The following is a 14,156-nucleotide window of genomic DNA, read 5'->3' as shown; positions in this document are numbered from 1 at the left end:
TCCTTTCTAGACCCAGTAGGAGACGCGGAAGCGCCACTGGCGCATGGCCAAGCCGGCGATGAGCAGGCCGGCGACGGTGCAGCCGATGACGATGAGCCAGTGATAGCCGGCGACGGGCTCGCCGATCATGGGGGCGCGGATGATCTCCATGTAGTGATACAGCGGATTGATCTCAGCGATGCGCGCGCGGCTGGCCACGGCACCTCCCTGATCCTTCAGGGTGTTGGTCATCCACACGATCGGCGTGACGTAGAAGAGCAGCTGGGTTAGAGCCTCCAGCAGCGGGGCAACGTCACGGAAGCGGGTGGCGATGATGCCGAAGAACATGGCCACCCACACGCCGTTGACCAGGAAGAGTGCCAGTGCCGGGATGAACAGGAAGAACTCCCAGCCCAAGTGTCGCGGGAAGATAAGAATGAGCAACAGCCAGATGATGAGGTTGTGGCCCAAGAAGAGGGTTTGCCGCCAGACCAGGCGGTAGACGTGCACCGACAGTGGCGCGGGCAGCTGTTTGATTAAGCCCTCGTTGTCGATGAAGACCGTCGAGCCTTCTTTGATGGCGCCCGAAATGAAGTTCCACATAATCAGGCCCACGGTCACGTGGGGCAGGAACTCCGCCACGGGGATCTGGAAGAGCATGGAGTACAGCAGGCCAAGCGCCGCGGCCATCACACCGGTCGCGATGGTGATCCAGAACGGACCCAGCACCGAGCGGCGGTAGCGCTGCTTGATGTCTTGGATGCCCAGCTTGAACCACAGCTCGCGCTGGCGAGCGCCTTGCAGGAGATCGGCGAAGGCCGCCGACATGGTCATGGAACGCGAGGCCGGCTCCTCGCCGGGTGCAGGCGCGGAGGTCATGCGGGCGACGTCGTCACGCAGGTTTTTCTTGTCTTGCACGCCCTTCACCCTAGCGCGCACGTCCCACAAACACCTACACACACGCCCTTAACCTGGGAAAACACGGGCGAGCTGGGAAAACCGAGGGTTAGGAAAGATTCAGGTGGGGCGTATAGAGTAGGGGGCGTTCATCCGCAGCAGGAGGAAGGGTTGAAGCATGACGGAACAGTATGACGTCGCCAGCGTGCGAGGTCTTTACACTGGTCTGTCCGATGGTTGGACCTACCTGAACGCGCATGCCGCGCCGCAGATTGCGGAGCGCGTGGCCTCTGGCGTCGCCCGTTCTTTCCGCATGTCCGCCACGGTGAAGCCGCTGGAGGACGCCGTGGGTGCGCACTCGGCGCACAACGATCCGGGGGAGCTTAACGCGGCAGACATGTATGCCTCTGCGCGCCGGGCGGTGGCGGATCTCACAGGTGCCACGGCGGAACGGGTCATCCTGGGCCCATCCCTGCCGGTGCTCTACCAGTCCTTGGGCGTTGCACTGCGCCCGCTGCTGCGCCGCCAGTCTTCGGTGGTGCTCTCCCGCTTTGATTCGCCGGAGATGACACGCGCGTTTGAGCACGTGGGCGCTGATATTCGGTGGGCGCAGCCGGATTTGGGTACGGGCGAGCTCCCAGCCTTCCAGTACGCCGATCTGGTTGATGGCTCGACGCGATTCGTCGCTTTTTCCGCCGCGCACGAGCTGCTGGGCACGGTCACGTCGGCCTCGGACATAGTTGATGCGGTCCATGAGCGTTCGCGCGCATGGGCGCTTGTCGACGTCTCATCGATCGCCCCCTACCGTCTCCTCGACTTTGATGCGATTGGGGCAGACATTCTTGGTGTGGATGTGGGCGCGCTGGGTGGCCCGCAGATGGCGGCGCTAGTCTTCCGCGATACCGCGATGTTCCGCCGCCTCGATGAGATTGTCGTTGGCCCGGTCTCCGCGGGCTTGGCGGGTGGCGTTGGGCCCTTGGTGGATCATCTAGCGGAACTCGCCGGCGGGGAGCGCGGTTCGCGCCGCGTGCGCCTGACGCGTTCGATGGAAGTCCTCGCGGGTTACATGGAGGATCTCACGGGGGATCTCTATAGCTTGTTGGGCACGCTGCCGGCCGTTCACATCCTGGGCGTGACGGGTGAGGCGGCTGCCGACGCCTCCGATGATCGCCTCCCGCGCCTCACCTTCGCCGTGCGGGATGTGCCTGCGGATGTGATCCACCGCCGGCTCTTCGACAATGGCTTGGTTACTACCATTGCTCCGCACACCCCGCTGCTCACGGAGATGGGCGTGGAAGAGGTCGGCGGTGCCGTCACGGTCTCGTTGAGTCCGTTTAGCACGTACCACGACGTTGAGCACTTGACCCGCGTGGTCGCGTCCCTGGCTTAGACCTCGAGGACCAGCTTGCCCGTGACCTCGCCGGAGTCGAGGGCTTGGTGGGCTTCGGCAGCGCGAGCAAGCGCAAACGTGCGATGCAGGTGGTGCTTGACGCTGCCGTCCTCCAGCCAAGGCCAGACGTTCTTAACGGTATCCGCAACGATGGCAGCTTTGCCCTCCAGGGAGCGGGAGCGCAGCGTGGTGCCCTGCAGGGTCAGGCGCTTGTTAAGGAGGATGCCCATGTTGAGCTCGGCCTTTGTGCCGCCCTGCATGCCGATGGTGACCATGTGGCCGCCCTTAGCTAGCGCGATGAGGTTCTTCTTGAGATACTTCGCGCCCATGATGTCGAGGATGACATCGCACTGGTTTTTCAGTTCCTCGGCGAAGTCCTGCTCGTTGTAGTTGATGAGGATGTCCGCGCCGAGTTCTTTGCAGGTCTCGAGCTTTTCGTCCGAGCCAGCCGTCACCGCGACGGTGGCGCCGAGGTTTTTCGCCACCTGGATGGCGAAGGTGCCAATGCCGCCCGCGCCGCCGTGGATGAGGATGGTCTGGCCCTTATTTAGTTTCGCCTCCATCGCGATGTTCGACCACACGGTGCAGGCCACCTCGATGACGGATGCGGCCTCGGCAAAGGAATAGCCGCTGGGGATGGGCAGCAGCTGGCCCTTGGGTACGGCCACGTACTCGGCGTAGCCGCCGCCGGCCAGCAGTGCGCCGACCTTGGAGCCAACCTCGACGTCGGTGTCGCCTGCGTCGACGACTTCGCCTGCGACTTCGAGACCAATAATCTCCGAAGCGCCCGGCGGCGGCGGGTAGTGCCCGCGGGCCTGGAGCAGGTCGGCGCGGTTTACGCCGGCGGCTTTGACTTTAACGAGGACTTCGCCGTCTTGGAGCTGTGGCTTATCGGTTTCCCCCAACTCCAGTGAGTGTGGGTCTTCCAGATTGGTCTGAATGATGGCTTTCATGCCACACCACCGTACTTAAACCCAATCATCCTCGACGAGAAACGCGTTGACCGCGATGGCTGCGGCGTTGGCCTCGCCCATCGCTACCGCCACCTGCGCTGGCGGGTTAACCACGTTGCCCACCGCCCAGATGCGCGGGTGGCTGGTGGCACCGGCTGGGCCCACCTTGATGAGGCTTCCGCCCATCGCAGCCGGCGGGCTGTGGCGCTCAAGGTTGAGGTCAGTGAGGAACTCATCGTGCGGGTGAGGAACAGGCATGTAGAACAGCGCATCGACGGCATGGGGTGTGCTCCCAACCAGAACCTTTCCATCTTGGAAGGAGGTGACGGGACCGTCGACAAGCGCAAGGCCCCGCCGAGTCAGGTCCGCGCGCTGCTCCTCGGTGAGCTCCATGCCGTTGGTGAAGAAGCTGATGTCCTTGGACCACTGGCGCAGGAGTGCCGCATGGTGCAGGGAGAACTCGCCGATGCAGAGAACGCCGAGCTTCTTGTCCGCCACCTCGAACCCGTGGCAATAAGGGCAGTGGAGGACTGTATCTCCCCAGTTTTCTTCGAGGCCTGGGATGTCAGGATGCACATCGTCCACGCCGCTGGCGACGATGATGGAGCGGGCCGCGATGGTCTCTCCGTTGCTCAACGTGGCGGTGAGCGTGCGGTCATTATCGGTAACGGAATCTACGGTGGTGTTCGCGATTGTTACGCCGTAGCTGCGCAGCTGCTTTTTGCCGCGCTCCTGGAACTCAAGGGGTGGCGTGCCCTCGAGGGCGATGGCACCGTGGATTTCGTGGGCGAAGCGGTTGCGGGGAGCGGCGGAATCAACAACGAGGACGCTGCGGCGGGCGCGGACCATGACCAGCGCTGCCTGAAGGCCGGCCGCACCACCGCCGATGATGAGGGTATCGACTGTCTGCATGGGCCCGAGTAAACCAGAGCAAGGTGCGTGCGGCAATGGTTTTCCGTAGGTTGTGTTGGGCGCTTTGCACAACGTGATGAGGCGAATTCTTCTCCCGCGGCGGAGTCTAGTACTCTGAACGTGTTGCGCGCGGTGCATGCTGACGCGTGACGAGGAGGCGTGGCAGAGCGGCCGAATGCACTGGTCTTGAAAACCAGCGTGGGGAAACTCACCGCGGGTTCAAATCCCGCCGCCTCCGCCAATTGTTTTTGGGGGTCATTTGTTCAGGCTCTGCTTCTTGTCCTGCGCGGCTGTAACGAAGCTCAGAACGCATCCTGCCAATAGGAATCCGCCAATTTGCAGGTGAGTGGCCCAGTTTCCGCCGCCGCCAGGCAAGGCGAGAAAAATTGAAAATGCAACTGCGGCAAGGCAGTGGATGGCTAACCGGCTATGTGCGCCTAGACGCCGTTGTGGCCAGGCTTTCCCGATGGCCCAGCTCACTGCTGTGAGAATGGCGTAAAAGGTGATTCCTGCTAAGGCTCCTGGAACAAGGTAGAGCATGGATTCATCTCCTTTTGAGGGGATCGAATGGCTGGCAGGTTTTGTTTATCTGAGAGGAATTTTGCCTACTTCCGGTAAACATCTCGTCGGTGAGCAACGCGTAGCACGAGCACCACGAGCTTTCCGTCTAAGATCTCGTAAACCACGCGATAGTGTCCGACTCGAATTCTATACAGGTCGTCCGAGGCTTTTAACTTCTTTACTCCATCCGGGCGAGGGGTAACGGCCAAGTCTTCGATTGCAGCAAGTAGTCGCCTCTGTGTCGGCCTGTCGAGCTTGCGTAGCTCCTTGGCTGCGGATGCCTTATAGGTGATGTGATAAGTGGAGTCAGCCATAGAAGGCGATTAGGTGAGTCCGAGTTCTTTTTTGAGGTCTTCGTGTGAAATCTCTACGGACTCTCCTCGGGCAAGTTCAGCGGCCTGAACATCCTCACGATCTTCTAGTGCTTCGACTGCGCGGGCGAAAAATGAAGGAGAGACGACAAAAGCGCGAATCCGGCTTCCACGACTAGTGATGGCGACGGGTGTGTGCTGTGCCTCTTCAAGAATTTGGCTTTGGGATTGGCGGAATTGGCTGGATGTCACTGACATCGTTTTCATACTGCAAATGTATATCTTGTACATTTCGGTGGGCAAGGGCCGCGGGATATCGGGTTGCTGTTTATCCGATCCGCCCCGCCAGGATGCGAGGTAGCGCCTCCGCTGCGGTGGCGGTGACCACGACGTTGGCAAGCGGCGAGAGGTCCGTGGGCTGCGGGGTGACTTCCACGATCGGGATGCCGCGTGCGTGGGCAATCTGTGGCAGGCCGGCGGCGGGGTAGACCACGCCGGAGGTACCCACGATGAGCAGCGCGTCCGCGGTGGACATGCGGCGCTCGGCCTCAGCCCATTCATCGTCGGGCAGGGCTTCGCCGAACCACACCACGCCCGGGCGTACGAGCCCGCTGCACACGGGGCACTCGGGTGGCGTGATGCTCTCGACCGGTTCGTTCGGCAGTGCAATGTCCTTGTCATAAGGCGTATCGCAGTCGGTGCAGCGGAAGGAGAACAAGGAGCCGTGTAGGTGAACCACGTCTTGGCTTTCGGCGCGCTCGTGCAGGTTATCGATATTTTGCGTGGTCACCGTCATGCCGCGTGCGGCGGCAATTGCGCGGTGCCCGGCGTTGGGCTCGGCCCGCTGCGCAAGCTGTGCGCGCCACAAGTACCAGGCGAACATGGGTTTTGGCTCGGTTCGCCATGCGCTTATCGACGCCATCGCCACCGGATCCACGTTCTCCCAGATGCCCGTCTGCGCATCGCGGTACGTGGCGATGCCGCTATCCGCGCTCATGCCCGCGCCGGTGAACACCTCGACGTGGGTGGCATCAGAAAGAATCGAGTGTGCGCGCTCAAACAGGTGCTCCATATGCCTAGAGTACGTCGATGAGCACGCAGAATGCTATGGATGCAGTGAGGGCGATGCCCATGCGCCACAGGTAGCGCCGGCCCGGTTCGTGCGCGGTGTTGATCTGCAGCTTCGATGGATTCGTGGGGAAGACTGCCATGCACATGGGGTCTGTGGGCTCGTTGTAGACGCCCATGCCACCGGCAAAACGAAGTGCTTCGTTGCGAACCTTTTCATCATCGTCGGTTGGTATGGCTTTCACAGCCTTCGCAGATGTCAGCGTTAATCGGACGCCCTGAATCATGATGAACACGGTGAAGGCTATCCACGCGGCCACGAGGAGAAAGCCCGAGAAGGGGATATCCGGAATGACGGTGCAGACCGCAGTGAGGCACACGCAGGCCGTCATGGTGAGGACTGTCTGGGCAATGAACGTGGAGGTCTTTCCAGTGAGCAGCTCCGCGCGCTGTGCCGTGGCCTCGGAGAACGGAAGAGTTGACTCTGCCGGAACATCCATTGTTTTTCGAGCCAGCGAGATCGGCGGCACGCACAGCGGCAGCGCAATGGCGAACACAACGCCGATCCACACCAGGACCGTTGCGTTGAGGAAAGATTTGGGCTCGAAGCGGTCCGGGTTGCCTGAGCCATCGAAGTGGACCGGGATGGGATCAGGCACCGAATCCCAGCGCAGCAGCATGTACACCAGCGTGAGAGCACACACCACAGCGGTAGCGACGTAATACTGGCGGCTTCTCATGCCAGTGAGTTTACAAGGCGACCGGCCGAGGACCTCTGCGAAAGGCGTCTGGCAAAAGGCATCTGTCAAAAGGCATCTTTGGGATTAAAACGCCATTTGCGCGGGGGTAAAAGGCGTTTTTGGCTCTGAAAACGCCTTCTGGTTGATGCCTTTTACAAGATGCCATGTGAGCAGAGGAGACTGAGCAAGAGTGCGGGCTATGTGTCGTTGTGCTCTTGCCAGGCGTCGATGCCGCCGCGCAGCGAGTAGACGCTGCTGAAGCCGTGGGCGCGGAATGGATCTTCATTGGAGATGTGCTTAAAGGGCGACCGGCTGATTCTTTCCACGCTACGTGGTCTGGGTGAGCAGGTAGAGTCGAGCCCAAGCTGACCAAGAACCGGAAAGGACAGTAGCCGGCAATGGAACCTTATGTTGGAATTGTCGTGATGGAGCTTGCTAAGAAGTCCAGTTCATCTGCCCAAAGCTTCTTCCGCGAGGATTTTTATATTGTGTATGCGGAGTCGGACGAGAAGGCTCGAGAACGCGTTGAAGCGATGGCGAACGAGCAGGCCGATGGTGAGGACGTGAAGGTACGGCACATCGTGGATGTCGCGCCAGCCCTCTATGGTTATGTAGACCGCGATTGCGATCTTTACTCGCGGCACTTTGCGAACCTAGAGGACTACGAGCGCTTCGAGATGAAGCTCGGCGGAACTGACCCGCTGGCTGATTAATCGTAGACTTCGCGAAGAAACCTGCTGACTCTCTTCTGCGTTGGCCTGGCTAGCTTTCGGAAGGCTTTCGCACCGAGTGGCGTGAAGCTAATCTTCCACGCCACATTCAGCCTCTAGTTCTTCAAGAGAAGTGGTCTCTAGATCGCCTCGGCGGGCGGCAGCGGCCTCGGACTCGAGCTCGGAGATGTGCTCTTGCCAGGCGTCGATGCCGCCGCGCAGCGAGTAGACGTTGCTGAAGCCGCGGGCGCGTAGGGTCTCGACGGCCTGGGCGGAGCGCAGGCCGCTGGCGCAGTAGAGGACGGCGAGGTCCTCAGAATCTAGGGGCGGGTTGTGGCCAGCGAGGATGTTATCGAGCGGGAGGTGCTGCGAGTCGGGGATGAGGGAGGCGGCGCGTTCGGGGGCGGTGCGGACGTCGATAAGCGTGGCGTCCTCTGGGATCTCGCGGATGTCCGTGGGGTTGTCGGGGCGCGCCGGGGTGGCGCCGTTCGCGCGCACGGGGATGTATTCCCAGGTCCCGGCGAGGGAATCGTAGTAGCCCAGCGTGCCGATGAGCGGGGTGCCGATGCCCGTGAGGAGCTTGAGTGCCTCGACCGCCAGGGCGGAGCCGGCCACGCCGACGACCGGTCCCATCACGCCGGCCTGCGAGCAGGAGGGCACCTGCGGATCGGTGGGGAAGAGGTCTTCGTAGACCGGGCCGTGGCCGGAGTGGAAGACGGTGAGCTGCGCGTCGTAGCCCAGAAGCGAGGCCCATACGTGCGGAATGCCCAGCTCATGGGCGGCCCAGGAGGCCAGGTGCCGGGAGTAGAAGTTATCGGTGCCGTCGATGATGAGGTCAGCGCCGCGCAGCTGGTCTAAGGCGGTATCGGGTGTTAGGCGTGAGAACTGCTCGACGGTGCACTCCGGGTTGAGGGCATTTAAGGCCGCGGCGGCTGATTCGGTTTTGGGCTGGCCTACGGTCGCCGTGGTGTGGATGACCTGGCGGTGCAGGTTGGAGAGGGAAACGGTGTCGTCGTCGAAAAGCAGGATGCGCCCCACGCCTGCGCCTGCGAGATAGAGAAGGGCAGGCGATCCCAGGCCGCCGGCGCCGATGACGGCGACGGTGGAAGAGCGAAGTTGTTCCTGTGTGGAGGTTCCCCACAGGGCTTCCTGGCGTGCGTAGCGTGAGCTCATTCCAGGCCCACCCACGTGGTGGTGTCATCGGTGTGCAGTTGTTCCTTCCAGATGGGGACTTCCGCCTTGACGCGGTCGGCGCAGGTCGATGCTGCTTCGAAGGCATCCTTGCGGTGCGCGGAGGCGGCGGCGACGATGAAGGCGGATTCGCCGATTTCTAGTGGTCCAGTGCGGTGCGCGCACCAGAGGCGGACGGCAGGGAAGGCGGCGGCGACCTCGCCGGCGACGCGCTCGATTTCCTGTTGGGCGGTTGGGTGCGCGGTGTAGGTAAGGAGTTTCACACCCCGGCCGGAGTCGTGGTTGCGCACGATGCCGTCGAATACAACGACAGCACCCGTTTCCGCGGTGGCGATGTCCGGGGCCGTGATGGGCTCGGTGCTGATGCGCGCGCCGAGTAGGCCGAAGTTAGTGCTCATTGATGCCTTCCAGCTGGTTGATGATGTGGTTAAGAACTGGTTCGAGGACCGCGCAGCCGTCCTTGGCAGCACCCGTGGAGCCGGGCAGGGCCATGGCGAAGGTTGTGTTAGAAACTCCGGCAACGGTACGCGAGAGCGCCGCGGTGGGGATGGCCGCCGAGTGCGCGTAGAAGGCGTGGGCCAGGCCGGGCAGTTCGCGGTCAAGATGTGGGGTGAGCGCCTCGACGGTGCGATCATCTGGTGTGATGCCGGTGCCGCCGGAGGTGAGGATGACGGAGGGTGCATCGGCGAAGGCGGTGGCGAGGGCTGAGTCGATGTCGGCGTCCGCGACGACGACGGGCTCCGGGGTATCGAAGCCCTGCTCACGCAGGAAGTTCACCAGGATAGGGCCGGAGCGGTCTTCGTATTCGCCGGCGGCGGCGCGGGTGGAGGCAACGATAACGAGTGCGCGTCGGGTCATGAGAGTGGGAACACCTCCACGAGGTCGCCGGCTGAAAGCTGCGTGTTAGCCGGGATACGGATAAGGGCAGTAGCACCGATGGCCTGGGACATCAGGTGGGAGCTGGTGCCGCCGAGGAAGGAGGCTTGGGCGGTGCCGTCGGAGATGCTGATAGTTCCACGGCGGAACTGTTCGCGGTTGTTGAGGCCTTCGGCGGGCTCAGTAAGGTGTGCGCGAACCGGCTCCGAGGCATGTCCAAGGACGGGGGCCAAGTAGAGGCGGAAGCTTACCAGCGTGGAGATAGGGTTGCCCGGGAAGCAGACAACGGGCACCTCGCCCAAACGTGATAGGCCCTGCGGGCCGCCGGGCTGCTGCGCCACGTGGCCGAACCAGCCGTCCTCTTCAAAGATTTGGCGGATGACCTCGAACTTTCCGTGGGAGATGCCGCCGGAGGTGACGATGACATCGGGGCGGCGTGTGATGACTGCTTCGGCGAGGTCCGCGCGAAGGACAGAAGGATCGTCATTCGTGCGCACGAAGCCGGCCACCTCGATGCCGTATTGCGCGGCCAAGGCCGCGAGCATTGGTGCATTGGAATCGGGGATGGAGGCCTCGCCTTCGCCACCGATTTCCGCACCGCCGGTGCAGATGAGGATGCGGGCGGGCGCAAAGGTGAGGACCTCGGTCAGGCCCTGGGAGGCGAGGGTGGCGATGGAGGGGGCGTCGAGAAGCGCGTGCTCATTGATGAGGGTGGTTCCGGCCTTGACATCGGAACCGGCGCGGCGGATGAACTGCTCGGGGGCTGCCGGCACGGTGACCGTGGCGCCCTCTTCCGGGAAGCGCGGGGGCTCGCAGTGCTCGACGGGGACGATGGTCGCGGTGCCCTCAGGGATTTTCGCGCCGGTCATGATGGGGAGGGCGGTGCCTTCGGTGAGGTCCCCCGGAGGATCACCCGCCGCGATGGTGCGGCCGACAGTGAAGGTGCCGCCGTCACATGTGGAAAGCGCATAGCCATCCATCTGCGAATTATCGAAAGGCGGAAGGTCCTGCTCCGCGCGGTAGGTGACGGCGGCGCGGCGGCCGAAGGCGTTGGCCAGGGGAGTGGAGACCGCCCGGGGCTGCGGAAGGGCCGCGCGAACGGCGGCAAGGTGTTCCTCATAAGTGCGCATCGAGTTCCTTCCTGTCACGGAGGCTGGCATAGTGGCAGCCATGGTTGACATACACTACTTTGCCGCAGCCCGCGCCGCCGCGGGGCGCGCGCAGGACACAGCACAGGCGGCGACGCTGGGGGAGCTGCTGGACGTGTTGCGTGCTCGGCATACTGGCAGCACCGAGGCCGGCATGAGCTTTGCGGAGGTGCTGGAGCGCTGCACATTCCTGGTGGATGGCGCGAGCGCAAAGGAAGACGCCGTGCTTGCCGACGCCTCCCGCGTCGATGTCCTCCCGCCTTTTGCTGGCGGTTAGTTGCGGACCCGCAGCGGGCTGGTGAAGAAGTTCACCACGCTTGAGACAATCGCGAGGACAATCGCGCCGATGATGGCAGCACCCCAGCCGTCGATGACGAGTGAGTCCATGAGCGCGCTGACGAGGAGCAGGACCGCGCCGTTGATGACGAGCGCGAAGAGGCCCAGTGTTAGGCAGGTCAGCGGTGCGCCGAGGAAGCGGAGAATCGGGGTGACGACCTCGTTGACGATGATGAAGACCGCCGCGATGAGCAGGAAATTCTGGGTGGTCGCAGGGACGATGTCGATTCCGGGGACAATCGCCACCACGGCCCAGAAGGCCACCGCGACGGCAATGACGTTGAGTGCAAAATTGATAAATGTCTTCACAACTGCACTCTAACGCGGAAACTAGCCCTCTGCACCGAAGGCCGCGTCCCAGGCCTTGAGCAGCGTCTCGGTCTCCTCCGCCGTAGTGACGGTGACGCGCACGCCCTCAGGGAAGGCGCGGACGAGGACGTCATTCTCCGCGAGCTGTGCGGCGACCTCCTGCGGGGAGCCCAGCTTCGCAATGGAGTCGGCGGCGAACCAGATGTGGTTGGCCTGGGACTCCGGAACGCCAAAGTCTGCGAAGTGCTCCACCAGGCGGTCGCGCTGCTTAACGGTCTCATCGGTGCGCTCACGCAGCTCCTTCTGAGCGGCCAGCGAGGCCGCTGCACCAACCTGCGCCACCGAGTTCACGGAGAAGGGGATGGCCACCTTGCTCAGTGCCTCGATGATCTCGGCGTTGCCGAAGGCATAGCCCAAACGGATGCCGGCCAGGCCATAAGCCTTGGAGAAGGTGCGCAGGCCAATGACGTTGTCGTGGGTGTGGACATAGTCGGTGGCCAGCGGGACGGCCTCGTTGCGGTTGTATTCGATGTAGGCCTCATCGAGCGCCACGATGACGTCCTTCGGGACCTTGGCCAAGAAGGCGTCGAACTCCTCCTTGGTGATGATGGAACCGGTGGGGTTATTCGGGTTACACACGAAGATCAGGCGGGTCTTATCCGTGATGGCAGCCGCCATGGCCTCCAAGTCCACGCGGTGGTCCGCGGTGAGCGGGACCTTGATCGGGGTAGCGCCCACGACCTGCGCGAAGATGGGATAAGCCTCAAAGGAGCGCCACGGGAAGACAATCTCATCACCGGGCACCGAGGTGATCTGCACCAGCTGCTGGCAAATCGCGGAGGAACCCGCGCCGGTGGTGACCTGCTCCGGGGTGACGCCAAGGTTTTCGGCGAGTGCCTTGCGGATTTCCACCGCGCCCATATCCGGGTAGCGGTTGACGTGCGCGACGGCAGTCTCCATGGCCTTCAGCGCGCCGGGCAGCGGCTCCTGGGTTGCCTCGTTGGAGGAGAGCTTCAGTGCGTGCTCGGCATTCTTGCCGGGGACGTAGACGGGCAGGGAGGAAAGGTCTGGTCGAATCATGTTCTCCACCTTAGGCGTTGCGGGGGCCGCGGGGCCCGAAGTCGAAATCAGCGGTCTGCGGGCCGAAGGCCTGAAGTCCCTTCGGCGCATCGAAAGCGTCGAGGCGCACCTCGAGGAAGGCACCGCGCTCCGGGTGGGCGGCGATGTCCTCCAAGGCCTTCGCTAATTCGCCTTCGGTCGATGCCACGTAGGACTCCATCGTGGTGTCCTTCATGAACACCTTCGGCAGCGCCGTGTAATCCCACATCTGGATCTCGTTGTACTCGCGCTCCATGCCCAGGATGTAGCGCTCGATGGTGTAGCCATCGTTGTTGACCAGCACGATGATGGGTTTGAGGTCCTGACGCACGATGGTGGAGAGCTCCTGGGCGGTGAGCTGGAAGGAGCCATCACCGATGAAGAGGACGTGGCGGCGCTCCGGGTTGGCCAGCTGCGAGCCGAGCACGCACGGCAGGGTAAAGCCGATGGAACCCCAAATGGTGGAGTTGATGTACTGCACGCCCTCGGGCATGCGCTGTTGGCCCAGACCGATATTGGAGGTGCCGGCCTCGGCGATGACCACGTCATCTTCCTGGATGAAGCCGAGCATCTGCGGCCAGATGCGCTCCTGGGTCAGCGGGGCATCCGGGTTCGGCTCGAAGGGCTCGGGTTCGAAAGCCGCGCTTGTCGATGCCCCGGCTTCCGGGATGCGGTCGAGGAGGACGTCGAGAAGCTCCAGCGTATTAATGCCCACGAAGTACTCGCCGTCGGCGTTGAGGTGCTGGTCGCCGAAGTTGTAGACGCGGGCATCGGCCAGGTTGTGGGTGAAGGAGCCGGAGTTGACCTCGATGAAGCGCGGGTTCGTGGTGACCAGGAAGTCGGATTTTTCGATGCGCTCCTGCACACCCGGGGCAGAGGCCGCGCCGTTATAGGTGCCGATGAACAGCGGGTGGCGCTCGGACAAGATGGCCTTGCCGGAGGAGAGCTGGGAGTAGGGCAGCTGGGCCTTGTCGATGATGGCGCGGAACTTCTCCGTGAAACCGTGGCGGTTGGTGTCCTGGTCGATGAGGATGATCGGGTCCTTGGCCTTCGCGAGGTGTTCGAGCACGTAGTCCGCAGCGGCGTTCAGGCGCTCGGGATCGGAGGGGGCGAGCTCGGTGGAGAAAGGCTCGTCGGGGACCTCGATGGTCAGGTGAGTGATATCGGAAGGAATCTGGATGTGCACCGGGCGCTTTTCGCGCAGGCAGGTGTGTAGGGCGCGGTCAAATTCCTCGACCACGTTCATGGGGGACACACGCGTGGCCACCTCGGTGAAGGGTGCAAAGGAATCCAGCATGTTGGCAAAGTCGCCGTCGGCAAGCGAGTGGTGCAGGTTCCAGCGGAATTCGGTCGCATACTGCGGCGGGGCACCCGCCAGCGACACCAGCGGGACGTGCTCGGCGCGGGCACCGGCGATGCCGTTGAGGGCGGAAAGCTCGCCCACGCCATAGGTGGTGAGCAGGCAGCCCACACCTTTCTGGCGGGCATAGCCGTCGGCGGCATAGGCGGCGTTGAGCTCGTTGCAGGCGCCGACGAAGCGGATGCCCTCGGAGGCCTCGATCTGCTCGAGGAAGCTCAGGTTGAAGTCACCGGGCACGCCGATGATTTCAGTAATGCCGATGGCCTTGAGGCGGTCCAGGATGAAATCACCAATGGTGGTCTGCATGAGAGGGTCCT

At 62.9% G+C, this 14,156-nt stretch carries 19 protein-coding genes and 1 tRNA gene; 4 read left to right on the top strand and 16 right to left on the bottom strand.

Translation table 11 applies throughout. The features are described 5' to 3' along the window. Positions 1-6 precede the first annotated feature (6 nt). The gene (locus HMPREF2808_RS11160) at positions 7-858 is read right to left on the bottom strand and encodes a galactan export ABC transporter permease subunit Wzm/RfbD (protein ID WP_070520410.1); all 852 of its coding nucleotides are present in this window, start codon (positions 856-858) and stop codon (positions 7-9) included. A gap of 196 nt (positions 859-1,054) precedes the next feature. Here HMPREF2808_RS11160 and HMPREF2808_RS11155 point away from each other — a divergent pair, with 196 nt between their 5' ends. After that, on the top strand, positions 1,055-2,266 hold the full coding sequence (locus HMPREF2808_RS11155) for an aminotransferase class V-fold PLP-dependent enzyme (RefSeq protein ID WP_070624698.1): 1,212 nt from the start codon (positions 1,055-1,057) through the stop codon (positions 2,264-2,266). On the opposite strand, the gene HMPREF2808_RS11150 is transcribed toward HMPREF2808_RS11155, so the two are convergent. Both HMPREF2808_RS11150 and HMPREF2808_RS11145 read right to left on the bottom strand, forming a co-directional pair. Further along, positions 2,263-3,219 carry an NAD(P)H-quinone oxidoreductase gene (locus HMPREF2808_RS11150; protein ID WP_070624696.1) on the bottom strand — a complete coding sequence of 319 codons (957 nt, stop codon included), beginning with the start codon at positions 3,217-3,219 and terminating at the stop codon, positions 2,263-2,265. The genes HMPREF2808_RS11155 and HMPREF2808_RS11150 overlap by 4 nt on opposite strands. 15 nt (positions 3,220-3,234) lie before the next feature. After that, a complete protein-coding gene (locus HMPREF2808_RS11145; RefSeq protein WP_070624694.1) occupies positions 3,235-4,131 on the bottom strand; it encodes an NAD(P)/FAD-dependent oxidoreductase in 897 nt (298 codons plus the stop codon). A 153-nt stretch (positions 4,132-4,284) separates the two neighbouring features. Between HMPREF2808_RS11145 and HMPREF2808_RS11140 the strand changes: the two genes are divergently transcribed. Then, positions 4,285-4,372, top strand: a tRNA-Ser gene (locus HMPREF2808_RS11140). Between the two features lie 14 nt (positions 4,373-4,386). On the opposite strand, the gene HMPREF2808_RS11135 is transcribed toward HMPREF2808_RS11140, so the two are convergent. From HMPREF2808_RS11135 to HMPREF2808_RS13900, 6 genes are all read right to left on the bottom strand, one after another. Then, positions 4,387-4,671, bottom strand: a complete 285-nt coding sequence (locus tag HMPREF2808_RS11135) for a hypothetical protein (RefSeq protein WP_070624693.1) — start codon at positions 4,669-4,671, stop codon at positions 4,387-4,389. Positions 4,672-4,736: 65 nt separating this feature from the next. Next, positions 4,737-5,006 (bottom strand): type II toxin-antitoxin system RelE family toxin, encoded by a 270-nt coding sequence (locus HMPREF2808_RS11130; protein ID WP_010188336.1) that lies wholly within the window; start codon positions 5,004-5,006, stop codon positions 4,737-4,739. 9 nt (positions 5,007-5,015) lie between these two features. Continuing rightward, the gene (locus tag HMPREF2808_RS13175) at positions 5,016-5,270 is read right to left on the bottom strand and encodes a type II toxin-antitoxin system Phd/YefM family antitoxin (RefSeq protein ID WP_371325877.1); all 255 of its coding nucleotides are present in this window, start codon (positions 5,268-5,270) and stop codon (positions 5,016-5,018) included. Positions 5,271-5,331: 61 nt separating this feature from the next. Next, positions 5,332-6,075 (bottom strand): NAD-dependent deacylase, encoded by a 744-nt coding sequence (locus HMPREF2808_RS11125; RefSeq protein ID WP_070624691.1) that lies wholly within the window; start codon positions 6,073-6,075, stop codon positions 5,332-5,334. 4 nt (positions 6,076-6,079) lie between these two features. Beyond that, positions 6,080-6,811, bottom strand: coding sequence for a DUF1648 domain-containing protein (locus HMPREF2808_RS11120; RefSeq protein WP_070533423.1), 732 nt, complete (start codon positions 6,809-6,811; stop codon positions 6,080-6,082). Between the two features lie 197 nt (positions 6,812-7,008). After that, positions 7,009-7,137, bottom strand: a complete 129-nt coding sequence (locus HMPREF2808_RS13900; protein ID WP_256380802.1) for a rhodanese-like domain-containing protein — start codon at positions 7,135-7,137, stop codon at positions 7,009-7,011. Positions 7,138-7,209: 72 nt separating this feature from the next. On the opposite strand from HMPREF2808_RS13900, the gene HMPREF2808_RS11115 reads away from it, so the two are divergent. Next, a complete protein-coding gene (locus HMPREF2808_RS11115) occupies positions 7,210-7,524 on the top strand; it encodes a DUF4288 domain-containing protein (protein ID WP_042528787.1) in 315 nt (104 codons plus the stop codon). Positions 7,525-7,611: 87 nt separating this feature from the next. On the opposite strand, the gene HMPREF2808_RS11110 is transcribed toward HMPREF2808_RS11115, so the two are convergent. From HMPREF2808_RS11110 to HMPREF2808_RS11095, 4 genes are read right to left on the bottom strand one after another with little or no spacing between them, the layout of a single operon-like run. Next, positions 7,612-8,694 (bottom strand): ThiF family adenylyltransferase, encoded by a 1,083-nt coding sequence (locus HMPREF2808_RS11110; RefSeq protein ID WP_246818577.1) that lies wholly within the window; start codon positions 8,692-8,694, stop codon positions 7,612-7,614. Next, positions 8,691-9,110 (bottom strand): molybdenum cofactor biosynthesis protein MoaE, encoded by a 420-nt coding sequence (locus tag HMPREF2808_RS11105; RefSeq protein WP_070624689.1) that lies wholly within the window; start codon positions 9,108-9,110, stop codon positions 8,691-8,693. The genes HMPREF2808_RS11110 and HMPREF2808_RS11105 overlap by 4 nt, the downstream gene beginning before the upstream one ends. Further along, positions 9,100-9,570 carry a MogA/MoaB family molybdenum cofactor biosynthesis protein gene (locus tag HMPREF2808_RS11100; RefSeq protein WP_070624687.1) on the bottom strand — a complete coding sequence of 157 codons (471 nt, stop codon included), beginning with the start codon at positions 9,568-9,570 and terminating at the stop codon, positions 9,100-9,102. The genes HMPREF2808_RS11105 and HMPREF2808_RS11100 overlap by 11 nt, the downstream gene beginning before the upstream one ends. After that, on the bottom strand, positions 9,567-10,718 hold the full coding sequence (locus HMPREF2808_RS11095) for a molybdopterin molybdotransferase MoeA (RefSeq protein ID WP_070624685.1): 1,152 nt from the start codon (positions 10,716-10,718) through the stop codon (positions 9,567-9,569). The genes HMPREF2808_RS11100 and HMPREF2808_RS11095 overlap by 4 nt, the downstream gene beginning before the upstream one ends. A gap of 40 nt (positions 10,719-10,758) precedes the next feature. On the opposite strand from HMPREF2808_RS11095, the gene HMPREF2808_RS11090 reads away from it, so the two are divergent. Continuing rightward, the gene (locus tag HMPREF2808_RS11090) at positions 10,759-11,013 is read left to right on the top strand and encodes a MoaD/ThiS family protein (RefSeq protein WP_070524618.1); all 255 of its coding nucleotides are present in this window, start codon (positions 10,759-10,761) and stop codon (positions 11,011-11,013) included. Here HMPREF2808_RS11090 and HMPREF2808_RS11085 read toward each other — a convergent pair. Genes HMPREF2808_RS11085 through HMPREF2808_RS11075 form a run of 3 tightly spaced genes read right to left on the bottom strand, consistent with a single transcriptional unit; the run spans position 11,010 to position 14,145 of the window. Then, positions 11,010-11,381 (bottom strand): phage holin family protein, encoded by a 372-nt coding sequence (locus tag HMPREF2808_RS11085; RefSeq protein WP_070624683.1) that lies wholly within the window; start codon positions 11,379-11,381, stop codon positions 11,010-11,012. The genes HMPREF2808_RS11090 and HMPREF2808_RS11085 overlap by 4 nt on opposite strands. Positions 11,382-11,402: 21 nt before the next feature. Further along, on the bottom strand, positions 11,403-12,461 hold the full coding sequence (hisC, locus tag HMPREF2808_RS11080) for a histidinol-phosphate transaminase (protein WP_070624681.1): 1,059 nt from the start codon (positions 12,459-12,461) through the stop codon (positions 11,403-11,405). A gap of 10 nt (positions 12,462-12,471) precedes the next feature. Beyond that, a complete protein-coding gene (locus tag HMPREF2808_RS11075; protein ID WP_070624679.1) occupies positions 12,472-14,145 on the bottom strand; it encodes an alpha-keto acid decarboxylase family protein in 1,674 nt (557 codons plus the stop codon). Positions 14,146-14,156: the final 11 nt, after the last annotated feature.

The sequence above is a fragment of the Corynebacterium sp. HMSC078A10 genome, from assembly GCF_001811565.1.
Lineage (GTDB): Bacteria > Actinomycetota > Actinomycetes > Mycobacteriales > Mycobacteriaceae > Corynebacterium > Corynebacterium hesseae.
This window is presented reverse-complemented; position numbering and strand designations above follow the sequence as displayed.